The following is a 22,984-nucleotide window of genomic DNA, read 5'->3' as shown; positions in this document are numbered from 1 at the left end:
TTAAATCCCGTTTACATGCATAGCTATTTTACCGCTCACTGCGGTTTTGGCATTTCAAACGGGATCATCTATGACGAATTATATTTTTATCACTGGCGGAGTAGTCTCTTCGCTAGGTAAAGGCATTGCTGCTGCCTCACTGGCTGCAATCTTGGAAGCACGAGGATTGCGCGTCACCCTTATCAAACTTGATCCTTACATCAATGTTGATCCAGGTACAATGAGTCCATTTCAACATGGCGAAGTGTTTGTGACCCATGACGGAGCCGAGACTGATCTTGACCTTGGCCATTATGAGCGTTTTGTCCGAACCACCATGACTAAACGCAATAATTTCACCTCAGGTAAAATTTATGAGACGGTTATCAAGAAAGAGCGTCGCGGGGATTATTTGGGTGGTACAGTTCAAGTGATTCCGCATATCACGAACGAAATTAAACGTTCAATCAAGGAGGGTGCGGATAATTACGATATTGCGATGATTGAGATAGGCGGAACGGTAGGTGATATTGAATCTTTGCCTTTCCTTGAGGCGATTCGACAAATGCGAATCGAACTTGGCTCACACCGCTGTCTCTTTATCCACTTGACTTTGGTCCCTTATATTGCGACTTCAGGTGAAACTAAAACAAAACCTACCCAACATTCAGTGAAAGAATTACGCTCAATTGGTATTCAACCTGATATTTTAATCTGCCGTTCAGAAAAACCATTGTCGCTATCTGATAGAGAAAAAATCGCTTTATTTACAAATGTGGAGAAAGAAGGGGTCATTTCTTTAGAAGATGCCAAGAGTATTTATCAAATTCCAATGATCCTGCATGGGCAAGGTTTAGATGAGATCGTGGTAAAAAAATTAGGCTTAGACGTCAAGCCCGCTGATTTAAGTGAATGGCAACGTGTTCTCGATGCCCAGTCCAAACAAACGATGTCAGTTAGAGTGGGTATGGTAGGCAAATACACAGAATTAAATGATGCTTATAAATCCATTAATGAGGCTTTAACTCACGCAGGGATTCATACACAAACTAAAGTTGAAATTGTTTATATCGATGCCGAATTAATCGAAAGACAGGGTGTTGAGCCATTAACATTAGCTGCTGTTGATGCCCTACTCGTACCCGGTGGGTTTGGCGAACGCGGGATTGAAGGCAAAATAAGGGCAATACAATACGCACGCGAAAATAAAATTCCTTTTTTGGGCATTTGTTTAGGGTTACAAACTGCAGTGATTGAGTTTGCTCGCAATGTAGCTGGATTATCAGGGGCTAATTCAACTGAATTTGATAAAAAGACCCCTTATCCTGTTATTGCATTAATTAGTGAATGGCTGGACGCGGATGGCAGCGTGAGTTTCCGAGATGAAAGTACTGACCTTGGCGGTACTATGCGACTGGGAAGCCAGTTATGTCGGATAAACACTAATTCGCTAGCATTTAAAATTTATGACAACACAGAGATAATTGAACGTCATCGTCATCGTTACGAGGTAAACAATCAACTTTTAGAAACATTAATCCAGCATGGTTTAATTGTTTCCGCTCGCTCAGCAGATAACAATCTCGTTGAAATGATTGAACTTAGAGAACATCCCTGGTTTGTTGCTTGCCAGTTTCATCCCGAGTTTACTTCCACCCCACGCGATGGACATCCGTTATTTTCACAATTTATTTTAGCTGCGCGTGAATATCACCATAAAAAGGATCAAGAATGAAATTATGTGGTTTTGAGGTTGGTATTGAATCCCCGTTATTTTTAATTGCAGGGCCTTGTGTTATTGAAAGTGAGGAATTGGCAATTGAAACAGCAGGGTACTTGAAAGAAATTTGTTCGCAGCTCAAATTGCCCTTTATCTATAAATCTTCATTCGATAAGGCAAATCGTTCATCAATAAACAGCTATCGAGGCCCAGGCTTCGAAAAAGGTCTTTCTATTTTAGAGAAAGTTAAGACGCAAGTTGGGGTTCCGGTGTTGACAGATGTGCATGAAGACACGCCATTATTGGAAGTAGCCTCAGTGGTAGATGTGCTGCAAACTCCAGCTTTTTTATGCCGTCAAACTAATTTTATCCAAAAAGTCGCTGCGATGAATAAACCTGTCAATATCAAAAAGGGCCAGTTTTTGGCTCCTTGGGAAATGAAACACGTAGTTGCTAAAGCAAAGGCTTGTGGTAATGAGCAAATCATGGTTTGTGAACGCGGGGTCAGTTTTGGCTACAACAATTTAGTCTCTGATATGCGTTCCCTCCAAATCATGCGGGAGACGGAATGCCCTGTTATTTATGATGCAACGCATTCAGTCCAATTACCTGGCGGTAATAATGGCGTTTCTGGTGGACAACGGGAATTTGTCCCGGCTTTAGCAAGGGCAGCAGTAGCAGTTGGTATCGCCGGTATCTTTATGGAAACGCATCCCCAACCTGAGAAAGCACTCAGTGATGGGCCTAACAGCTGGCCCCTATCTCAAATGAAGCCATTGCTGGAAAATTTAATGGCGATTGATAACGTGTTTAAGACAAATGAGCTTTCCTAGATAATTTGAAGGGATCAGAGGGACATAATGTCCCTCTGATGCTAGAATTTCACCGTTTTAATCAACGCCCTTATTGTTATTTATTAAGGAATAAATCTTTATTCTCCTAACTCTAGGCTAATAACCCGGAACCTGATGTTGGATTTGGCACATACAGTCATCTTTCAGTTTGGTCGCGAGAAAACCTGTCAAAAGCATCTTACTTTCTATGTGTAGTTTTTCCTGTTTGTTAACAAGATGTACCAAATATGGTCTTATCCTGATAAGGGTTGATCTATTCAGTGTAGGGATAAGAATTCATTCCTTGGTAAGGATGGCATTTTTAACTTATTTAGTAATTAGGATGGGTGAGGAAGACTTGGCGGAGAGGCAGGGATTCGAACCCTGGGAAGGTCGCCCTTCAACGGTTTTCAAGACCGCCGCTTTCAACCGCTCAGCCACCTCTCCGACAGAGCTGAATACTATCTCAAGGTGAGATCGTTTGCAAATAATTTTTATGCATTATTTTAAGTTAGCTTTTATTCGCAAAATTCTTATGGATGGGTATAATGAGCGGCATTTACAACGAGTTGCTTTGCAATGGGTGTTTAAATGAAACGAATTCAAAAGCTAGCCCTAATGGGGCTTATGCTATCTCTTACTGCATGCAGTTGGTGGAATAAAAGCGATGATGATAATACGCCGTACCAGGGAATGAGCGCAAAACAGCTATATACTGAGGCGGAGCAAGCTTTAGCAAAAGGGCAGTATGATAGTGCTGCTAAACGCTTTGAAGCATTAGAATCGATGTATCCTTTTAGTGATCATGCTGAAAAAGCGCAAATGGATTTGATTTATGCGTATTATAAAAAAGGGGACTATCCCTCTGCTGCCGCTACTGCAGAGCGGTTTATTCATCTTTATCCGCGGGCTAAGAACGTTGATTATGCCTATTACATGAAGGGGCTGGCGAATTTCCAACAAACCCGAGGTACGCTGGCTAGCAGTCTTCCTATTGATGAATCTTGGCGGGATCCTGGCTCTCAATCTCAGGCGTATTCAGATTTCGCGACTCTCATCCAAAAATTCCCAGACAGCCGTTATAAAGCCAACGCGCTGCAACGTATGATTTATTTACGTAACATGTTCGCAAATCGTGAACTTAATACGTCTAAATATTATTATGAGCGTAAGATGTATGTTGCAGCCGCAGAGCGTGCAAGTTATTTGATTGAGAATTATCCACAAGCACCAAGTACAAAAGAAGCTTTAGCTATCCTTTATAGCGCTAATAACATACTGGGCTTAAAGAAAGCTGCTGAGGATGCTTTAAAAGTTTATCAAGCGACCTACCACAGCAATCCACCCAGTGTCTCTATATCATAAGAATTTACGGTGGTGCTAGGAATGCAACGAAAAATAATTCGTTGTTTTTTAAGCTTTGTACTCGTCGTATTGGCCTTCCCTAATCAGGCTGCGCTCTCTATTGAAGATGCGCAGCTTCTGCGGAAAGAATATCAACAATATCATGCTTGGGTGTTAAGTCGTGACTATCTGTTCGGTACTACCCTAAAACCCGAGCCAATTAAAGCATTAGCATGGCAATTAATTTATGTAGGAATGCTACCAGCATCCTACCCAGGAAAAGAAAAATTATTAGACCCCTATAAGCGTAAACTGCTCACTTCACAACTTGTTGAGGCCACACAACTAGCACAAACTTTGCGTCATCGCTATGCTCTGCAAGAACCTTTCACCGAAGAAGAGTTATATCGAGTCTACTCACTTCATGAGAATAACGTTTCTTGGGCCGATTTTAAATTTTTATTACCTTCAGCAGAAATAAGGCAAAATTTTAATAAATGGCTTGATTGGCTTAAACAAAACAATCATTTTCAGAATGCACTGGAAATTGAACAAGTCAAACATGAATTAGATAAAAATAACCAGCACCCAATTGTTTATGGACACGTGATGATACAAGGACCAGAACCACTTGAAATGGTGCGTAGTGAAGTCAAACTGTCAGCTGAGGGTTTTTTATTTCCCATCCCAATGACAAAACAATTTCCTTTGCTCTACCTGGCTATAAAACGGTGACAGTGTCGATAAATAAGAAAATACCTTTACAGGGTATCCCGCCAGTTATTCTTATCAAGCAAGGTGGTAGTAAAAAAACAGGTGTTGTAGGCCGGGTTTTACCTTGGGCAGGTGTTGAAGGCTCTAACATAGTCTTGCGCTGGGTTACTTCGGAAATTGCAAAAGAACCTTGGTACAGACCTGTAGTGCCATTGACGGTAACCCTTGGCGGCCAATTTTATGCAACGGGCTTATCGCCTGGCCGTTACGAACTTGTTATTACTACTAGAGGGTTGAATACGTCAAAGCAATTCACAGTAAAAGAAAATGAGATTCGAGGGCTATCATTAATTGATTTGCGGAAAGTAGAAGTACGTCAATCTTAATTTTTACCAAAACATCAGTGATTATTGTGCGATGGATTACGGTTTGTCTACTGTACCCGCAGCCAAGCTGCGGGGCGTAGGAATAAAGGTGAGGCCATTCCCTCTGGTAACCTAATCTACTCAACTCAAAAGAAATTCTAAACAAGACAAGCTTCTTCTTGCTTATCCGATGTTTCTATTTCTTTCAGTTCATTCAATCCTGCTAGTATATCATTGGTAAGCCCACGTAATTCGCCGCAAAGTAGAGTCAATGCAGCGTCCCGCTGTTGATATTCTTCTTCGAGATGGCGGATTTCATTAAATTCATCGATGAGGTAATCAAGACTCTTCAAGCGCTTGAATGTCAAATCATGGGTTAAGGTAAATTGAATGCGCTCGTTCCAAATCAACGAAATCTCTGCTGCAGCTAAGCCTTGCGATAGAAGTGTTAAAATTTCCTCTGCAGGCAGTTCATAGCCTTTGCAATTAACTCGTTTCTTTTCGTTATCCAGAGAAAACAATAAACAGTCCGATGCAAGTTTAAAAGGGGAGGGTAGAAGGGTTGGGTCACTTAACCATTGAGCGAAGCGCAAGGCTAAGTTTTCATTGCACGCAAGAGGTTCAATTTGAATACCAGGAATTGATTTTCTTAATAAGGAAGTCAATTGAGAGGCTTGGTTTTGACTGGACGTATTGATGATTAATCGCTTAGTCATGCTATCAAGTAGGGCATGTAGCCGTTTTTGCACACAGAACGATTTTGGCAAGAGTTCAAACTCCAAATCTTCTGCCATCTGTGCTTTCTCGGCGCGCCTTACCGTTCTTCCTTGCTCTGTTTCGATGGTTTGGATTCGTTCTGCAAGTAAGCGCTTAATAACCCCGCTAGGTAAAATTTTTTCCTCTTTACCCAGGCAAACTAACGAACAACCGGCAACTTCTTGGACTAGTTCATCTGCATAGGCAGGCAACCATCCATAGATAAATCTTGCATGAGGTGGGCAAGGCTTTAACTTTTCTTCATCAAGCAAACGGGCCAAATCAACAGATTCATTGAGTTCATATTGATAAATAAGAGCATTGTTAAACCACATTTTTTATCCTTTTTTTAAAAAAACTGATGCTAACATGTTTCTAATTGGGTTGCGATTGCTTAATATTACGACCCTAAATGCTAGGTTGGGAAAGAGAGATGAAAGCTGCTGTTTATTTGCATAAAACGAAACAGAATACTGTACGACGTGGGCATCCTTGGATTTTTCCGAAGGCGATTACTAAAACATCAGGAAAATTAATCACTGGAAAGTTAGTCGATATTTTCGCAGCAGAAGGAGAGCTTCTTGGTGTCGGAGTTTACAATGAGCATTCACTCTATCGCGTACGTGTTTTAGCGCTACAACAAGAATCAATAGATGCTAAATCACTTCCATCGATTATTATTCAACGTTTAAAGCAAGCTCTAGTTATCCGAAAAGCGCTAAATCTACCCAATGAAATGACGACCGCTTATCGATTGTTTAATAGTGAAGCAGACGGGTTATCGGGTTTGACCGTGGATCGTTTCAATGATGTATCAGTTGTTGCAAGTTCTGCGTATTGGGTGGAAGCAAATAAGCCGGTTATTACCGAATGCATCCAGGAATTATTCCCAGGGGAAGAAGTTATTTGGTTATCCCAAGAAAAACCACTTGCTCAAGATGGTTGGAATCACCAGGGGGAACGCGTTATTGAAAAAACGATTCAAGTTCTTGAAGCAGGAGTGATTTATCAAATTGATTTTTCCCAAGCTCAAAAGACAGGCCTCTTTCTTGATCAACGTGAAAATCATCAACGAATTGGTGCTATAGCAAAAGGAAAGCGAGTATTAGATCTTTATTCTTATACTGGGGGCTTTGCTTTGCACGCGGCAAAAGCAGGAGCCAGTCGAATTACTGCAGTCGATAGTTCAGCCCAGGCAATCGCTCAGGCAAAAGAGAATGCGAGGTTGAATAAACTATCGATCGAGTTTATTGAAGCAGATGCTCGAGATTATTTAGCTCAAGCAGGGGATTATGATTTGATTATCCTCGACCCACCTAAATTAGTGCCCTCACAGCGCCATCTTGATCGTGCCAAAAATTACTATCGCTTTTTGCACCGGGAGATTTTTAAAGCGATGAAGCCTGGTAGTTTATTGATGACCTGTAATTGCTCATCTGCTTTAACCACGCAAGAGTTTGGTATTTTAGTAAGTAGTCAAGCGGGTGCTACAGGGAAACAAGCCCGTTTGCTAGGAATTTTTGGACCAGCAAGTTGTCATCCCACCTTAGCTGCTTTCCCTGAAGGGAATTATTTAACTGCGATATTATTAGCTGTGGTTTAACCAGGTAACTAAAAATATGCGACCGAGCACAGATCGAACCAAGCTTAATGATCTTGTGCATGGCCTAATATTGAGTAATGTTTAGGTGCGCAATCTAAACACTACCTTTGCCTATGCTGCAAGTACTCTAACAGTTCATAAAAACTTAGCTCACATGCTTGCAGCATAACGAGCAGATGAAAAACTAAGTCAGCTGCTTCATTAAGTAATTCTTCGCGATCACAGGCAACAGCAGCAATGACTGTTTCGACTGCTTCTTCACCTACTTTTTGGGCACAGCGGTTAATGCCTGATGCTAATAATTGAGCGGTATAACTGCTAGTGTTACTCTCTTTTGCGCGATTTTGAATGATGTTGATTAAGCTATCGATAAACCCAAGTGCGGTAACTATTCCTGGTTGGAAACAACTTGTAGAACCAAGATGACAGGCAGGGCCTTCAGGCAGAGCTTGGACTAATAAACTGTCGCCATCGCAATCGGCTGCTATCGCTTTTAATCTTAGGAAATGACCAGATAACTCCCCTTTGATCCACAAGCGTTGTTTGCTTCGGCTATAAAAAGTCACGAGCCCTTTTTGTAAAGTCATTTCTAAAGCTTCACGATTCATATATCCAAGCATCAAGACTTCACCATTATGGGCGTTTTGGATAATAGCTGGAATAAGACCGTCCATTTTTTGCCAATCCAATTGCTCTATTTGTAATGCATTCATAATCTGACCTCAATAGTATTGGCCTTCAGTTCAAATTTCACTTCATCAATGGATAAAATTTCATCGTGAAAAACGGAGGCCGCTAGTGCCCCATCAACTCCGGCTAGTTGAAACACTTGCACGAAATCACTCACACTGCCTGCTCCCCCGGAAGCAATTAAGGGGACGTGAGTGAGCTTGCGGACTAACCGCAATTGATGGATATCGTAGCCTTTGCGCACCCCGTCGGCTTGCATACAATTTAAAACAATTTCCCCGGCACCTCGCTCCTGGACTTCGCAAACCCAATCTAAGGTTTTGCGTCTGGAATTTCTTGATTTAGTTTCATCGCCAGTATACTGATACACATAGAAATCATCTTCAATCCATTGGCTATCAATGCCAATCACAACGCATTGATTGCCGAACTCCCGGCTTAATTGGTTGATCAAATCAGGGTTTTCTAAGGCAGGGCTGTTGATGGAAAGTTTATCCGCACCGGCATTAAGTATAGCTCGGGCTGTAGCAAGGTCACGGATACCACCCGCTACCGTAAAGGGGATGCTGATAGTTGCAGCCACATGATTAATCCATTGCGGACAAACTGATCGTTGGTCAGAGCTTGCCGTAATATCGTAAAAAACCAGCTCATCTGCTCCGTTAGCTGAATAGCGGGTGGCTAGAGATATAATATCGCCAACAACACGGTGATTGCGAAATTTTACACCTTTAACGACTTGATTATTACACACATCAAGACAGGGGATAATGCGTTTGGCTACCATGCTTTCCTCGCTAAATAAGAAGTGATATCAAAATCACTTTCATACAACATACGCCCCAAGATAGCCGCAGCGATACCAATAGTAGATAATTTTTCCAAATCATTAATATCGCGAATGCCACCGGATGCCTGCCAACCTATTTGCGGAAAACGTGTTACCGCTTCCTGATAAAGCTGAAAATTAGGGCCATTCATCATGCCGTCACTCTCAATGTCCGTGCATAAAATCTGGGTGATACCAAGCTGTTGGTAGTGATTAACCAAATCCCACAGATTTGTATCTGTTGGGACTTGCCAGCCATTGATTGCCGGCTTTGGCAGGTTGTTCTTAATCTGAACATCTAAGGCCAAGACGATATTTTCAGGCTTAGTTAGTTCAATGATTTGCGCGGTTAAATTGGGATTAATGACTGCAATGCTGCCAAGCACCAGTTTATTAATTCCGGCTTGCAAACAAGTTTTTGCTGTCTCCAAGCTGCGAATACCACCCCCTACCTGTAGACATAGGCCAGGAGCATGCATTGCCTGAATGAGGTGGAGCTGTTCAATGGTACCTGATTTGGCGCCGTCTAAATCAACAATGTGCAGCCGCTGGGCACCTTGTAGTGCGTACCCTTGTGCAAGAGTTATGGGTGAATAATCGTAGACAGAAATTTGATCAAAGCGGCCTTTGCGTAATCTTACACATTGCCCTCTGTACAAATCAATCGCTGGAATAATGATCATAATCCCTCCAGCTGCAAAAAATTATTCAATAGTTTAAGCCCAGTTGCTGCTGATTTCTCTGGATGAAACTGCATGCCATAATAATTTCTATACTGCACAATAGCAGTAAATTCTTCACTGTATTGGCAATTTGCCAAGGCGTGGTTACTACAGGGCAGGGCATAGCTATGCACGAAATAGACATAGTCTTCTGCAGCCAGATCTTTCGCAATAGGAGTTTGTTTTGTCCATGATAACTTAGACCAACCCATATGCGGAACGGGGTAATTCGGACAGTTAGCAAAACGTTTGGCATAGCCTGGTATCAGATTTAAACAATCCACGCCACCTTCTTCACTAAATTCGAGCAATAATTGCATACCCAAGCAAATGCCAAGTACTGGCTGAGTGAGTAGGCGTAATATGTCGACTAATTGATATTGTCTTAATGCTTGCATTGCCGTGGCTGCTGCACCTACGCCTGGTAAAATGACATGGCTGGCTGTCATAAGAGCCTTCGCTTCATGGGTGAGTGTATATTGATAACCTAGGCATTTAAGTGCATTGGTAAGTGAAGTTAAGTTATTACCGCACACATCAATAACTGCAATCATAAGATCCCCTTTGTTGAAGGCAAACTGTTATCACAGCGAGCACAGGCTTGGCGTAGCGCTCGACCTAAAGCTTTAAAGCAAGCTTCAATCATGTGGTGATGGTTTTGTCCTTTAACATTCACGTGCAAGGTGGCACCAAGGCTGCTAGCGAGTGAATTAAAAAAATGAGGGACCATTTCGGTGGCCATCCCACCAACAAATTCGCGCGTAAACTGCCCTTCAAAAACACAGTGGCTTCGCCCACTTAAATCAACCACAACTGTGGCGAGCGCCTCGTCCATAGGCAAAGTGAATCCATAGCGGGCAATACCCCATTTGTCACGCAATGCTTTTTTTAAGGCTTCGCCTAAGGCAAGTGCGGTGTCTTCAACCAAATGATGTTCATCCACTTCGGTATCGCCCTGTGCTTTAACCTGTAAGCTGAATCCGCCATGTCGGGCAATCTGCTCAAGCATGTGGCTGAAAAACCCGATAGGGGTACTAATACGACAAGGGGTTTCTGTGTCTAAATTTAAGCTAACTTCGATTGAAGTCTCTTTTGTTTGACGTTTAATGGAAGCAGACCGTTGCTGAAATAAAATCGTTTCAACTATTTGTTGCCAGGTGTGTTCTCGGCTCACAGGAAGGAAAGAAATTCCAATATTTTGTGCCAATTCTTTATCCGATTCCCTATCCCCAATCACCCATGATTGATTACGATCTATTATAGTGTTCAGTAAAAAGGAGTCGAGCAAACCTGTTTTGGGTTTACGGCATTGGCAATAATCATTTTCTCGATGGGGGCAGATAAAAATCTCGTTGAAATGGATGCCTTGCGAAGTGAATAGGTCAAGAATAAACTCGTGACATTGTTGGAATGAGGTTTGCGGAAAATCATTTGTGCCTAAACCATCTTGGTTAGAGACCATCACTAAGGTAAAACCTGCTTTGCTTAAGGATAACAGGGCTGGAATAACACCCTGGCATAAGCGAATCTTGCTTAAATCATCCACTTGGAAGTCTGCAGGTTCTTTAACCAGAGTACCATCCCTATCAATAAATAAGATCTTCTGCATTTAACATTTCTCCTGCTGAAACCTGCGTAATGCGTTTAACAATCGCTGATTCTGCGCTTGCTCACCAACAGTAACTCGCAGCATATTCTGTAAGGGGCCTGCTGCAAAATGCCGTACAGCAATGTCCAATTCAGCCATCCATGCAGCAAGTTGTGCGGCATATGAGGATGCAATGAGAATAAAATTGGCCCTACTAGGGTAAATTTTATCTATCAAAGTCAATTGCTGGAGTTGAGTTATCAATCGCTGGCGTTCGTTTAAGATGTCCTTAATTTTATTAGTGAACCATGATTTATCGATGAGCGCTCGTTGCGCTAAATCAAGAACTGCACTTGATAGCGTATAAGGAGGCATCGTGTTTTCGATGGCTTTAATTAGTTGCGGTTGGGCAATGATGCTACCGAGGCGTAAACCAGCTAAACCGTAAGCTTTGGATAAAGTGCGTAATACAATTAGATTATCAAAAGAGGGAATAAGCGAAGTGGCACTTGTTGTTTGAGCAAACTCAATATAAGCCTCATCCACAACAACGACTGCTTTATTTTTAAAGTAGTTGCAAAGGGTTTCTATGCTTGTTAATTCAAGCAAATTCCCTGTGGGATTATTGGGGCGACAAAGCATGATGAGTCTGCAATTGGGTTGCCAAAGTGAAATCAATTTTTCAATGGAAAAACTAAAATCGTTATTCGCTTCCAGGGGGCAATTCAACGCGTCAGCTTGTTGTAGCCGGCCATAGAATTCGTACATAGGGAAGGTAGGCGGACATTGCATAAAACTGTCTTGACCGGCGCGAAGGAAAAGGCGCATAAGCATATCAATTCCATCATCACTGCCTCGCGTTAAAACCAGTTGGTTGATATTTATTTGATAATAGTTTGCGAGTAGTTGTTGCAATTGTTGCTGTTGTCGGATGTCCGGATAATGATTCAACGGGACTTGGGCGAAAGACACTGGACACCAGGGTAGTTCATTCGCGTGCAAGCGGCAGTCTAAAGTGTCCCCGCCAGGTTTGTAGCTTTGCATGGATTGTAAATCGGGACGAATCAATTCCAATACCGACATGTTAGGATCCCCTTAGTTGATTTAAACGTAATTTGATCGCATTAGCATGCGCATCTAAGCCTTCGATTAGCGCTAAGGTCTCTGCGGCTTCACCTAAAGATTGCACACCTTCTTTCGTGATTGATTGGACAGTCAGTGCTTTTAAAAAATCCATTGTACTTAAACCGCTATGGTTGCGTGCATAACCATTGGTAGGTAATACGTGATTGCTGCCGGTGACATAATCCCCCATTGTTTCAGCAGCCCATGGACCGAGAAACAAGGTACCTGCTGCTGTAATGTGAGGAACTAATTCCTTGGCATTGCGGCGATTGATGATCAAGTGCTCAGGCGCATAGTTGTTGATTATTTTAATTTGTTCAGCAGTATCTGTACAAATTAAAACAGTCCCGTGCTGTAAAGCTTGCTTCAGAATATCTTGTCTCGTTAGAGTCATCATTTGCTCAGCGAGCTTTTGCTGGACTTTTAGTGCAAAATCAAGACTTTCGCAAATTAAGATAGCCTGAGAATCAATTCCATGCTCTGCTTGCGCAAGCAGATCAGCCGCGACAAAGTCAGGGTTTGCTTCATCATCTGCAATAATCATGACTTCAGATGGTCCTGCGGGCATGTCAATGGCCGCCCCTTCAGGATCACCAGCAACCAGTGTTTTCGCCTCAGTTACATAGCTATTTCCAGGGCCAAATAATTTATCCATTTTGGGAATGGTTTTGGTTCCGTAAGCCATTGCGGCAATTGCTTGGGCTCCGCCGATTCGGTAAATCGTGTCGATTCCACAGAGTCGGGCTGCGACTAAAAGATGGGGATCAATTTCCCCATCTCGGTTAGGTGGTGTACACAAAATCCTTAATGGACAGCCTGCAACTTGTGCGGGGATCGCTTGCATAAGCAACGAAGAAATGAGAGGCGTATTATTACCCCCGGGCACATATAATCCCACACAGCTAATCGGTCTATAAGTACGTTCAATAAGCACACCTTGGGCAGTTACTACTTGCTTGGCATAAGGCATCGTGGCTTGGTGGTAGGTGCGGATTGTTTCTATTGCTTGATTTATTGCAATGCTCGCGTTTGAACTAATTTCCGCTCTTTTTATCGCAGTAGAGGGGACTCTCAAATCCACTAAATCAATTCGATCATATTCGCGTGTTAAAGCAAATAAAGCTTCATCTCCCCGTGTTTTAACTTCTTGAATAATCGATTCAACCTGCTCCCTAAAAGAAACAGCTTGCTCAGGCCTTCTAAGTTTTTGCTGTCTTTCTTGTAAGGATAAATTTTGCCAATCGTTAATGGTTAACATGAATTCACTCCAGCATTTTTTCAATCGGTAACACCAAAATAGAACTGGCACCTAGCGATTGAATGGTTTCTAAGGTGTTCCAGAAGATTCCTTCGCTGGAAACAACATGGACTGCAACTTTGTCAGGATAGCCAGGTAAAGGCAGAATAGTAGGGGATTCGGCTCCAGGCAAACGTTCACAAATTCGTGTAAGAGCGGTTTTCGGGGCGTGAAAAAGAATATATTTTCGTTCAGCAGCTTGTTGTACCGCCTGAATACGTCTTTTCAGCATGTCGAATAAATCTTGTTTGGCCGGGGCAATGGGTTTGTCTGCCTTGATAAAAATGGCCTGGCTGGCTAATACGGTATCCACTTCAATGAGTTTGTTCTCTTCCAAAGTTTGGCCAGTAGAGACCAGATCGCAAATGGCATCCGCCATGCCCATGCGTGGGGCAACCTCAACTGAGCCTGAAAGGACAAGGCTTTCAGCACAAATTTGTCGTTCAGCCAAATACTTACTAAGCAGGAGCGGATAGCTGGTAGCAATTCGTTTGCCATCCAAGGAACCTGGGCCGCAATAGTCAAACCCTTCTGGAACAGCAATGGTAAGACGACAGCGGCAGGTTCCTAGATTTAAGATGGATTTATAGTTTTTATCGGGGGAGCCCAACGCTGCTTCCAATAAGACATTCTCACCAACGATGCCTCCATCGCATAAGCCATCAAAGATTAGGGTTGGAATATCATCGTCACGGACAAAAAGTAAATCAATGGGAAGGTTATCAACATGAGTAAGTAATGCGTTTTCTTTAACACGAAATTTTAAACCACAACGCTGCAAGAGATTAAGTGACTCTTGTGCTAAACGACCTTTTTTTTGTAGGGCTAAACGAACTCTATTCACGATTGCTCCAAACGTTCCGCAATTAAGTTATAACCGCCGCTTCCAAAGCTAAGGCAACGCGCGACTCGGGTGACGGTAGTCACACTCACCCCAGTTTGGTCGTGGATGGTGCGATATGGAATACCCTGACGAAGTAGAGGGACAACTTCCCAACGATCAGCCATGGCTTCAAGTTCTGCCGGTGTACATAAATCGGTAAAGAAAGCCAAAGCCTCGTCTGAATTTTTAAGCAAGCTAATCGCATGCATCAATTGATGGATTGAATGATGTTTTTGGGTATGTTGTAGTTTCATAATAGTGTATTAGTGCATTAAAACATTATTGCAGTGTAACGATATTCAAAAATGGTGTCAAGAGATAAAAGAACCTTCTTGAAGATAATACAGAACGACAAATACGGGGCATTGACCGCATACGTATGTTTAATTGTTTTAACCTTTGCGTGCCATGGAGATTTCTCCAGATAAGCTATTTCGTGTATAGGCTTTAATTATCCCTTGACAGTCTCTCAGCTTTACGCTGTGATTGTCATTTTCTGTTGGGAGGAAGGGAATGCTGCTGGAAAAAGATAGGTCATGTTTGTTGCTAATTGATGTGCAGGAAAAACTGACCCCTCATGTATTGCATGCTGATGCAATGGTGGAACGCTGCCAATGGTTGATCCAATTAGCAGCTGAATTTGATGTACCATTGATAGTAAGCGAACAGTACCCTAAAGGTTTAGGTCCCACAGTTGAACCTTTGCGTACTTTAGTCCCTCAAGATAGTTTTATTGAAAAAATCCAGTTCTCCTGTTTTCGCGCTCCTGAATTTAAGCCTAGATTGCAATCATTTAATAGAAAGCAAGTGGTTTTAATCGGTATTGAGACGCATGTCTGTGTGTTGCAGACTGCTTTGGATTTACAAAGAGTAGGTTACGAAGTGTATGTGGTTGTCGACTCAGTGAGTAGTCGATTTGAGCTTGATTACAAATATGGCCTTAAACGCATGAAACAAAATGGTATTCATTTGGTGACCTCAGAAATGGTTTTCTTTGAGTGGGTAGGACAAGCTGGAACAGCGCAGTTTAAAGCGTTAAGTAAAGTTTATTTGCAATAAATTGAGATTAAGGGAAAGGAACATTAGATGAACTTAGATAATCAGATCGCAATTATAACAGGTGGTGCATCAGGAATGGGTAAAGCTTGTGCTCAAAAATTAAGCGGGCAAGGAGTTAAAGTTGTTGTTTGGGATAGGCAAATTGAAAGTGCCCCTGGAGAAGCTCCTGCTATCGCTTGTGATGTGAGCTCTGCTGAAGAAGTTGAACGCGCATTAGCCAAAACAATTTCTCAGATAGGAATACCTAGAATTTGCATTAATTGTGCTGGTATAGCGCCTGCTAAAAAGATGTTTGGCAAGGAGGGGGTTATGCCTTTGGCCGCATTTAAGCAAGTTATTGATATCAATTTAGTAGGCACATTTAACGTAATGCGTGTTGTGGCAGAAGCGATGTCACATCTTGATCTTGAGCCAAGCTCACAAGAGCGTGGAGTCATCATTAATACCGCTTCGATTGCTGCGTTCGAAGGGCAAATAGGCCAAATGGCATATAGTGCTTCAAAGGGTGGGGTGGTGGCAATGACTTTGCCTGCAGCACGCGAGCTTGCTCAGCATGCGATTCGAGTTAATACGATTGCCCCTGGGTTAATTGCCACCCCTTTACTTTTAAATATGCCGCAAGAGGTTCAGGATAGTCTAGCTGCAACCGTAACTTTCCCAAAACGTTTAGGGAAACCCGAGGAATTCGCAGCCCTGGCTGTTCATATCATTCAAAATGCGATGATTAATGGCGAGGTTATTCGCTTGGATGGTGCATTACGTATGCAAGCGCGATAAGGTAATCATTGCCGTAGTTTTGTCAGGGGTAACCGTCACTATGTATAGCGGTTTGTAGTCAAATCCGATTTTTTGTGCCAAGTCCAATGGAGGATCTGTTCTATAGGGTAGGGAGATTAAGCCTCTTGATGGCAACTGGGTTCTACTGAGGCTTTAAGGTCACCGTTCGCTGTGTAAACATTGATCGCAGTTGTATTCTCTCGACCCGTTAAAATGTTAATTATTTCTTGTCGGGTACTGAGATTGGTTGTGATAACCTGGCCATTTATTGAGTTTAACTCCCGGCAGGTTGCAATTTTTTCTGCAAGCTCAGTATTAAGCTCATTGATTTGGTTGGCTTCTGTTGATGAGCAATAGTTTAAGAAAGTTTGTAAGGCAAGCTTGGCGTCTTTGTAGGCTGCCATTTCTAGTAATTGCATACGTTCGCTTGCGCTCTGCTCTAGCTTTTTAGAGAGTAATTCTTTTTGATTTGCAATAGGCTCTAATTCCTCAAATTGACGTTGGGCAAGCACTTTTTTTTCTTCAGTTAATAAAAGAATTAATTCTTCAATGCAGTTGATTTCGTGTTTTAAGTGGTTAATTAATTTTTCAGGTTTGCTCTCAGTCATGGATGTCCTTGAGGTAAGACTAAATTGAAATTGAGTCGGTGAGTTCCTTGATTTTAGTGCACAGGGTTATTTATTATGCTAATTCGATATCCGCGAGCATTTTTGTTGCAATCTGATCGCTTACAATTCGGTAACGGCCATTAGCGAGTTCTTCTTTAAGAAATTTAATCCTTGCTTGATTAACTTCCGGTGCCTTGGTAATGTATTCTTTCAATGCTGATAGCTGCTTCGATGTATCACTAATACTGACATGGTTCGCATCTTCTTCAGGATGGGAATTAGATGTTGTGGGTGATAGGTGTTGTTGTATTCGATTCTCTGCATCAATCCGCTTGAAATTATTCGAATCATTAAGTGGATTTACCATAACATTGCTCTCAATTGCACTCATCATGGTTATCGGCTCCTATCCTGAAATCTTTAGAAAAAACGTCCAATGACCAATGATTACCATATTTTTGAAGCAATGTCACCATGATTTTAAATAAATTTTTAAATGGTTACCCTCACTTGTCTATTTGCGCTGACTTGTGCTTCAACTATACGCTTAGAGGTTAAATTTTGTACCTTAATAGTGTCCCCTAAGGAACCGTCAGTGAGCGCAATACCGTCCATACTAACATTAATCATTTCATTGATTGCTTGAATGCTGACTTGCTCACCTCGACGAACCATGAGAGGTGTTTGGAGATTATACGGGGTCAGAATGGCTCCTTCAGGGACATTTTGCTTACAAACTCGATCAACCACCTCTTTAGTGTCTGTGAAGTACCCATGCTTCAATTGGCTTACGCTCACCTTTAATTTATCAAAGTCATTTTCAGTAAGACGGGTTCCCTTGGGTAAAGAATGATTGGCAACGAGTACTAATCTTTTCTGAGTCACTTGAATAGGGACGTAAAGAGTCCAATGGGTATCTTGTTCTCGACACTTAACCCCAATAGTGGTGGTGTTTAATAAAGGTGTCTTGTAAGGATTAAATACTTCCAACTTATCTTCTTTACAAGCTTTTAAATTAAGTCTGGGGTCGATTTTTTCCGCCGATACCTCAATCTCATCATTGTTCTGGGTTGATAATTCATTTAAAGCATAAAGCTCCACTTTTTGCTTAATGATATCGAGGGACTGTCTAGGAGAAGCTTGCGATAAAGTACTTGTAAGGATTAATAACAGGCTAAAAATTGTTTGTTGCAACATAGTTAGATCTCAATTTCGAGGGTTTCCCAAGCTAAAAGCTTGGGAAATGTGGGTTAGGCTATTGGTTTGAGCTTTGGGCTTCGCAAGTGATTTTTGTGCAGTCCCGGCAGTTTTGTGCAGCCATAGAAAACGCATTGGTTGCAGAAGTTACATTTTTTGCCATTTGGTCGTCAGCGGCTTTATCAGCATCAGTGGTGGCAGTACTAGCGTTGGTTGTGCAAGTCCAATTCGCATTCATGTCTGTTTTTGTTGTTGAATTGGTTGTGGTAGTAGTTGAGGTTGAAGTGGTACTTGATTCAGCAGCCATACTCATTGATGTTGCAAAAATAAAAGTGCTAGCGATAGCTAAGTTTAAAATTCCTTTCATGTTGTTCTCCTTTTAATTATTTTAGTTGGGATTGTTGATTTTCTTTCCCTCTAGAGAAGGTTAGATTGATTAATAACTACCGTCAAGTTGATTGGAAGGCATTTTGCGAAAGATGAATAAATTTTATAATTGAAAACTAAAGAATGAAAAGGTTAATGACTCATGTTTAGGATGCTCGGATTTGTTGTGTTAGGTTGTTTATCATTTTGTCATCCTCAAGCCTCTCAGCACCACCCTCAAGAGTTTCTTCAATCTATTAAGGGCAGTAAAGAGGAGGGAAAGCAAATTGTGCAGCATTTCTGCGCCAGTTGTCATGCAAGCAATCCACTAATTCCTCTTGGTGCTCCGCGAATCGGAGAGAAAGACGATTGGACCCCAAGAATAAAACAAGGAATTAATAGTATGTTTAGTCACACTGAGGAAGGGTTTAATGCAATGCCAGCACGAGGTGGTTGTTTTGAGTGCAGTGATGAGCAATTAATGTTAGCCATATTATTTATGTTGCCTGAATCCTTAAGAGAAGAGGTTTTGGTCAAGAAAAAGATCACAAAATAAACAAAAAGTTAAAATAATTTATAAAAAGACCTAAATTTATTCAGAATCCTCCCGATAACATAAAAAAAAGAAGAAGGGAGGAGTCACCAATGAAAAAACAACTCATCATTGGCTCGTTGTCCGTATTAGCAGCATCTTGTGCCTCAATGGATAGATCAGTACCAATAGTGGATGATGCAGGGAACACGCATTATACCATGAGCATGGATTCTGATCATAAAGGGGCTAATTATTTCCCTGAACATCGGGAGCCTACAGGTAGAAAAGTATTTATTTTCGATCCTAAAGCGACAGCATGGGCAGCTTATGATGCGCAAGGTAACCGGGTTAAAACAGGTAGGGCTTCTGGAGGTAAGGACTTCTGCGAGGATATTGGCAGAAGTTGCCATACTGTTACTGGTACCTTCCATATCTACTCGAAGAAAGGGGAAGATTGTACTTCAAGCCTTTATCCAATTGAAACGAATGGTGGTGCTCGTATGCCGTATTGTATGCATTTCGATGGTGGCTATTCGATCCATGCTGCCTACGAAGTTCCCAATTACAATGCTAGCCACGGTTGTATCAGGGTTTTACCGAGTGCAGCGAAATGGTTGAACCAAGAGTTTTTGGATGTTGGCTCAACAGTTATTGTTAAGCCTTACTAGCAAATACATGCAACACAGCTTATAAAAGCTGTGTTGCATGTGAATTTATGAAAAATAGACTCCCGTATTATCAGTTTCTTTTTTATCAGTCTTTTCCGAGGCCGGGTTTAACACAGGATCTTCTGAAAGTGTTACAGAAGCTTTAGACTGGTTAAAAAAACTATCTCTGGACGCTGATAAGCTCATTTCTTCTACCTTTTGTTTCAAAAGATATATTTCCGTAACTTCTTTAATGGTGCTCTCGGGTAAGCCGATAATATCATCGACAGGTTCTGAGAGAATGCTAATTGCATCAACTGGCCTGGCATCAAAAGGCTCAAACTTAGCAGCTAATTGCACACAAATTTCGTCATAAGCAGAAGAAAGAATTTCCGGAGGGATATTTTGCTCTAGATATTCTTTTACTGTTATTGGTTTTGGTGCCGGTTTAAAGGTATGTTCATCACTCAGAAGTTCGAAGAGTTTGGGATAAGTCGCTTTACTGAAACCATGCATTCTTGCATAAGCATACAAATGCTCATCCGAAGGGAATTTGAGAAGTCTACCTTCTCTTTCGTTATATTGACAAATCATTAATGATTCAGGGGGGAAACCATAAGTTTGTATTAGAAATTTTTGAATAAGCTTAATCTCGAGCAATGATTGGTAATAGTGTTTCAAAGCTTCTGTAGAGGCGCTTTCGAGATCAACTATTCTCACGAATAGGCCGGTTACAGAATCTTTCCATGCATCAAGCAAAACCTCATTCATATGACCGTCTTGGCCAGATTTTATTTCGGTACTTAACTGGTCTAATGTTTTAAATCCTTTTGTATTTTCAGTTAAAAAATCAATGCCTTTACGGGTAGCACGTTTTTCCAATTTATCCGTTCTATTAGTGTTAGCATCTGTGGAGTTGACATCGTAGATGTAACATTTGTTAGCGTCGAGAAGAAGCCCATAACAACGTCCGTCGATTCCATAGGTAGGAACATATTTTCCTTTAACAAGTAAGGTTGTTGATGAAAGGCAATCTCCTCCTGGACTGCATAAAAGTTTGCCTTCTGCACGCCAATCCTGTAAACCAACATAATCGGGATCTAAAATGATTCGGTTGACTGTTTTGGCTATTAAGCGTGATTCAGCAAATAAAGTACCAATTGTCATAAAAACACCCTCTAATTAAAGCAATACTTTTGTCAATATGGTGATATAATGAACATCTTTATTTATCTAAAATAACATGCTTAAATTAAGAGCAAATTATGTGTTTATTAAGAAAACATTAAGGAGAGGAGATTTCTTATGTTTAAAGACCTTCCATATGAAATTCTGGTTAAAATTTGTGATCAACTGAATATCAAAGACGAACGATCCCTGGGTTTCTTTTCTTCAGAGGTTAAGGCAGTAACTATGGCAGAAATGCAAAGACGCCTCTTCAAAGTGTTACAAAATCCAAGTCCTAATGCTTTTTGCCAATTTTTAGAGTGCATCACATCAGATGAAAAGATAGGGTATGCTATTTTGTTTGATTCGACTTGCAAGGATATTCTAATCAATAAACGCCCTAGAACATTACCCCATTGGATTTTAAGTGTTGCTCAAGCACAACCTAATTTATTGCAACCGATATTGGAAGATCAGGATTATCTGGAATCATTATCTTCTTCAGAAATTAGTTTTCTATTGAACAATCATGTTGAAAAGCTAGATGATCCTGCGAGATTAAGGGCGCAGTTGGGCAGAAAAACACGAGAACCTAGCGATAAATCGGAGGAAATTGATAGGATCGAAGAATCTTCCTCAGCAGAAAGTAACGTTAGTCTAGGAATCCGCTAAGAACGAGATAACTGTTCACCTTTCTCAACGTCAAAAGATTAAGGACAGAAGACGTTGAGAAAGTGGGCTATTGCGAATTGTTTAAGTATTTTTTCAACAAAGAATGAATTTGTTCTGGGGCGGCTTGACCTCCTGTTTGCTTCATCACTTGCCCCATAAAAAAGCCGAGTAATTTGTCCTTGCCGGCTTGGAAATCTGCTACTTGCTGTGGATGCTGGTTAATGACCGCGCGTACTATACTTTCAAGTAAATCATCATCATGAATTTGTCCATAGCCTTCTTTGTGGAGAATGTCCTCAACTGTACCCTCGCCAGCCCATAATTTAGTGAAAATTTGTTTAGCGATTTTGACGGAGATTTTTTGCTCGGCTAATAAACTGAGGAGAGGAGCGAACTTAGCTGCAGATAAAGGTGAATGTTCAAAGCCAAGATTCGCATCATTCAATGCAGCGGCAAAACTACCTCTAAGCCAGTTTGCGATCATTTTTTCATCCGCTTTAGATAGTTGTTTTACCTCACTAAAAAATTGATAAGCGGCAGGTGAAGAGAGAAGAAAATTAATATCTTCATCATGCAAGTTTTGATTCATTTTAAGTTTTTGCCGAAGTTCCTGTGGTAAAGAAGGCATTGTTTTCCTAATTTTCTCTATATCTTCGGGATGAATTTGAATGGGTAATAAATCCGGATCGGGAAAATAGCGGTAATCGTTTTCATTTTCCTTTGAGCGCAAAACCTGGGTGGTATTGGTGTTCGGGCAATAAAGACGAGTTTCTTGCTGAACTGGCTGCCCGCATTCGAGCAAATCCAAGTGTCTAGCCTGTTCAAAACGAATTGCTTTCTCAATGAAACGGAAAGAATTAAGGTTTTTTAATTCAGTGCGCGTGCCTAAGTGGTCTGAACCTTGAGGTTTAAGTGAAATATTGACATCGCAGCGAAAAGAGCCTTCTTGCATATTGCCATCACAAATTCCTAAAAACTGCACTAAACGGTGAAGGGCTCTAAGATAGCTGATTGCTTCCTCAGCGGAATACAAACAGGGGGCTGTAACAATCTCAAGAAGAGGGGTTCCCGCACGATTGAGATCCACTCCTGTATATTGGGGATGCGCATCATGAAGCGATTTACCAGCGTCCTCTTCGAGATGGGCCCGCATAATTTCAACTTGTTTTTCGCGGCCGTCTACTTCGATGATTAAATGACCATGCGAAACAATAGGGCGCTGGAATTGACTTATTTGATACCCCTTAGGCAAATCAGGATAAAAATAGTTTTTCCGCTCGAAATAAGAGTGATCATTAATTTGTGCATTAATCGCTAGGCCAAATTGCACTGCCATAAAAACGGCTTGTTGATTAAGCACGGGCAAAACGCCAGGAAGACCCGCATCAATAAAACTGGTTTGAGTATTCGGTGCTGCACCAAATGTTGTGGCAGCACCAGAGAATAGTTTAGATTTTGTTTTTAATTGAGCGTGGACTTCAAGGCCAATAACAGTATCCCATGCCATA

The 22,984-nt window shown here is 41.5% G+C and carries 27 protein-coding genes and 1 tRNA gene; 11 read left to right on the top strand and 17 right to left on the bottom strand.

Features of this window, described 5'->3' with window-relative positions; genetic code table 11:
* Nucleotides 1-70: 70 nt before the first annotated feature.
* Complete coding sequence (gene pyrG / locus LMI_RS09090; protein WP_045099521.1) at nt 71-1,714, top strand: CTP synthase; 1,644 nt, start codon at nt 71-73, stop codon at nt 1,712-1,714.
* Nucleotides 1,711-2,532: a 3-deoxy-8-phosphooctulonate synthase gene (gene kdsA / locus LMI_RS09085; protein WP_045099520.1), complete on the top strand. Its 822-nt coding sequence runs from the start codon at nt 1,711-1,713 to the stop codon at nt 2,530-2,532. The genes pyrG and kdsA overlap by 4 nt, the downstream gene beginning before the upstream one ends.
* 359 nt (nt 2,533-2,891) lie before the next feature.
* Here kdsA and LMI_RS09080 read toward each other — a convergent pair.
* Nucleotides 2,892-2,979: transfer RNA gene (locus LMI_RS09080), tRNA-Ser, on the bottom strand.
* A 144-nt stretch (nt 2,980-3,123) separates the two neighbouring features.
* On the opposite strand from LMI_RS09080, the gene LMI_RS09075 reads away from it, so the two are divergent.
* Genes LMI_RS09075 through LMI_RS09065 form a run of 3 tightly spaced genes read left to right on the top strand, consistent with a single transcriptional unit; the run spans nt 3,124 to nt 4,976 of the window.
* The gene (locus LMI_RS09075; RefSeq protein ID WP_045099519.1) at nt 3,124-3,897 is read left to right on the top strand and encodes an outer membrane protein assembly factor BamD; all 774 of its coding nucleotides are present in this window, start codon (nt 3,124-3,126) and stop codon (nt 3,895-3,897) included.
* A 21-nt stretch (nt 3,898-3,918) separates the two neighbouring features.
* Entirely contained in the window at nt 3,919-4,611 is a 693-nt protein-coding gene (locus tag LMI_RS09070; RefSeq protein WP_045099518.1) for a hypothetical protein, read from the top strand.
* A gap of 2 nt (nt 4,612-4,613) precedes the next feature.
* The gene (locus tag LMI_RS09065) at nt 4,614-4,976 is read left to right on the top strand and encodes a hypothetical protein (protein ID WP_162182787.1); all 363 of its coding nucleotides are present in this window, start codon (nt 4,614-4,616) and stop codon (nt 4,974-4,976) included.
* Between the two features lie 137 nt (nt 4,977-5,113).
* Here the strand turns inward: LMI_RS09065 and LMI_RS09060 are convergent, their stop codons facing one another.
* Entirely contained in the window at nt 5,114-6,046 is a 933-nt protein-coding gene (locus LMI_RS09060) for a recombination-associated protein RdgC (protein ID WP_045099516.1), read from the bottom strand.
* A 98-nt stretch (nt 6,047-6,144) separates the two neighbouring features.
* On the opposite strand from LMI_RS09060, the gene LMI_RS09055 reads away from it, so the two are divergent.
* Nucleotides 6,145-7,314, top strand: coding sequence for a class I SAM-dependent rRNA methyltransferase (locus LMI_RS09055; RefSeq protein ID WP_045099515.1), 1,170 nt, complete (start codon nt 6,145-6,147; stop codon nt 7,312-7,314).
* A 101-nt stretch (nt 7,315-7,415) separates the two neighbouring features.
* Here LMI_RS09055 and hisIE read toward each other — a convergent pair whose 3' ends face one another.
* From hisIE to LMI_RS09010, 9 genes are read right to left on the bottom strand one after another with little or no spacing between them, the layout of a single operon-like run.
* Nucleotides 7,416-8,027: a bifunctional phosphoribosyl-AMP cyclohydrolase/phosphoribosyl-ATP diphosphatase HisIE gene (hisIE, locus tag LMI_RS09050; protein ID WP_045099514.1), complete on the bottom strand. Its 612-nt coding sequence runs from the start codon at nt 8,025-8,027 to the stop codon at nt 7,416-7,418.
* Complete coding sequence (gene hisF / locus LMI_RS09045; protein ID WP_045099513.1) at nt 8,024-8,791, bottom strand: imidazole glycerol phosphate synthase subunit HisF; 768 nt, start codon at nt 8,789-8,791, stop codon at nt 8,024-8,026. The genes hisIE and hisF overlap by 4 nt, the downstream gene beginning before the upstream one ends.
* Nucleotides 8,785-9,516 (bottom strand): 1-(5-phosphoribosyl)-5-[(5-phosphoribosylamino)methylideneamino]imidazole-4-carboxamide isomerase, encoded by a 732-nt coding sequence (locus tag LMI_RS09040; protein ID WP_045099512.1) that lies wholly within the window; start codon nt 9,514-9,516, stop codon nt 8,785-8,787. The genes hisF and LMI_RS09040 overlap by 7 nt, the downstream gene beginning before the upstream one ends.
* Nucleotides 9,513-10,109, bottom strand: a complete 597-nt coding sequence (gene hisH / locus LMI_RS09035) for an imidazole glycerol phosphate synthase subunit HisH (RefSeq protein WP_045099511.1) — start codon at nt 10,107-10,109, stop codon at nt 9,513-9,515. The genes LMI_RS09040 and hisH overlap by 4 nt, the downstream gene beginning before the upstream one ends.
* A complete protein-coding gene (gene hisB / locus LMI_RS09030) occupies nt 10,106-11,164 on the bottom strand; it encodes a bifunctional histidinol-phosphatase/imidazoleglycerol-phosphate dehydratase HisB (protein WP_045099510.1) in 1,059 nt (352 codons plus the stop codon). The genes hisH and hisB overlap by 4 nt, the downstream gene beginning before the upstream one ends.
* A complete protein-coding gene (gene hisC, locus LMI_RS09025) occupies nt 11,165-12,226 on the bottom strand; it encodes a histidinol-phosphate transaminase (RefSeq protein WP_045099509.1) in 1,062 nt (353 codons plus the stop codon). It lies immediately after the preceding gene.
* Between the two features lies 1 nt (nt 12,227).
* Nucleotides 12,228-13,526, bottom strand: a complete 1,299-nt coding sequence (hisD, locus tag LMI_RS09020; protein ID WP_045099508.1) for a histidinol dehydrogenase — start codon at nt 13,524-13,526, stop codon at nt 12,228-12,230.
* A gap of 4 nt (nt 13,527-13,530) precedes the next feature.
* A complete protein-coding gene (gene hisG, locus LMI_RS09015) occupies nt 13,531-14,412 on the bottom strand; it encodes an ATP phosphoribosyltransferase (protein WP_045099507.1) in 882 nt (293 codons plus the stop codon).
* Nucleotides 14,406-14,702, bottom strand: a complete 297-nt coding sequence (locus LMI_RS09010) for a YerC/YecD family TrpR-related protein (protein WP_045099506.1) — start codon at nt 14,700-14,702, stop codon at nt 14,406-14,408. The genes hisG and LMI_RS09010 overlap by 7 nt, the downstream gene beginning before the upstream one ends.
* Before the next feature lie 259 nt (nt 14,703-14,961).
* On the opposite strand from LMI_RS09010, the gene LMI_RS09005 reads away from it, so the two are divergent.
* Nucleotides 14,962-15,507 carry an isochorismatase family protein gene (locus LMI_RS09005; RefSeq protein WP_045099505.1) on the top strand — a complete coding sequence of 182 codons (546 nt, stop codon included), beginning with the start codon at nt 14,962-14,964 and terminating at the stop codon, nt 15,505-15,507.
* Nucleotides 15,508-15,534: 27 nt separating this feature from the next.
* Nucleotides 15,535-16,284, top strand: a complete 750-nt coding sequence (locus LMI_RS09000) for an SDR family NAD(P)-dependent oxidoreductase (RefSeq protein WP_045099504.1) — start codon at nt 15,535-15,537, stop codon at nt 16,282-16,284.
* Between the two features lie 116 nt (nt 16,285-16,400).
* On the opposite strand, the gene LMI_RS08995 is transcribed toward LMI_RS09000, so the two are convergent.
* From LMI_RS08995 to LMI_RS08980, 4 genes are all read right to left on the bottom strand, one after another.
* Nucleotides 16,401-16,892 (bottom strand): flagella synthesis protein FlgN, encoded by a 492-nt coding sequence (locus LMI_RS08995; RefSeq protein WP_045099503.1) that lies wholly within the window; start codon nt 16,890-16,892, stop codon nt 16,401-16,403.
* A gap of 73 nt (nt 16,893-16,965) precedes the next feature.
* Nucleotides 16,966-17,286 (bottom strand): flagellar biosynthesis anti-sigma factor FlgM, encoded by a 321-nt coding sequence (flgM, locus tag LMI_RS08990; RefSeq protein WP_052679506.1) that lies wholly within the window; start codon nt 17,284-17,286, stop codon nt 16,966-16,968.
* Between the two features lie 98 nt (nt 17,287-17,384).
* Nucleotides 17,385-18,089 carry a flagellar basal body P-ring formation chaperone FlgA gene (gene flgA / locus LMI_RS08985; RefSeq protein WP_052679505.1) on the bottom strand — a complete coding sequence of 235 codons (705 nt, stop codon included), beginning with the start codon at nt 18,087-18,089 and terminating at the stop codon, nt 17,385-17,387.
* Nucleotides 18,090-18,147: 58 nt separating this feature from the next.
* A complete protein-coding gene (locus LMI_RS08980; protein WP_231852119.1) occupies nt 18,148-18,456 on the bottom strand; it encodes a hypothetical protein in 309 nt (102 codons plus the stop codon).
* 162 nt (nt 18,457-18,618) lie between these two features.
* Here LMI_RS08980 and LMI_RS08975 point away from each other — a divergent pair, with 162 nt between their 5' ends.
* A complete protein-coding gene (locus LMI_RS08975) occupies nt 18,619-19,011 on the top strand; it encodes a c-type cytochrome (protein ID WP_045099502.1) in 393 nt (130 codons plus the stop codon).
* 89 nt (nt 19,012-19,100) lie between these two features.
* A complete protein-coding gene (locus tag LMI_RS08970) occupies nt 19,101-19,658 on the top strand; it encodes a L,D-transpeptidase (protein ID WP_045099501.1) in 558 nt (185 codons plus the stop codon).
* A 45-nt stretch (nt 19,659-19,703) separates the two neighbouring features.
* On the opposite strand, the gene LMI_RS15510 is transcribed toward LMI_RS08970, so the two are convergent.
* A complete protein-coding gene (locus LMI_RS15510; RefSeq protein WP_064102991.1) occupies nt 19,704-20,804 on the bottom strand; it encodes a hypothetical protein in 1,101 nt (366 codons plus the stop codon).
* Between the two features lie 138 nt (nt 20,805-20,942).
* On the opposite strand from LMI_RS15510, the gene LMI_RS08960 reads away from it, so the two are divergent.
* On the top strand, nt 20,943-21,476 hold the full coding sequence (locus LMI_RS08960; protein WP_045099500.1) for a hypothetical protein: 534 nt from the start codon (nt 20,943-20,945) through the stop codon (nt 21,474-21,476).
* Between the two features lie 67 nt (nt 21,477-21,543).
* Here LMI_RS08960 and gatB read toward each other — a convergent pair whose 3' ends face one another.
* Nucleotides 21,544-22,983, bottom strand: a complete 1,440-nt coding sequence (gene gatB, locus LMI_RS08955; RefSeq protein ID WP_045099499.1) for an Asp-tRNA(Asn)/Glu-tRNA(Gln) amidotransferase subunit GatB — start codon at nt 22,981-22,983, stop codon at nt 21,544-21,546.
* Nucleotide 22,984: the final 1 nt, after the last annotated feature.

The organism is Legionella micdadei, from assembly GCF_000953635.1.
Lineage (GTDB): Bacteria > Pseudomonadota > Gammaproteobacteria > Legionellales > Legionellaceae > Tatlockia > Tatlockia micdadei.
This window is presented reverse-complemented; position numbering and strand designations above follow the sequence as displayed.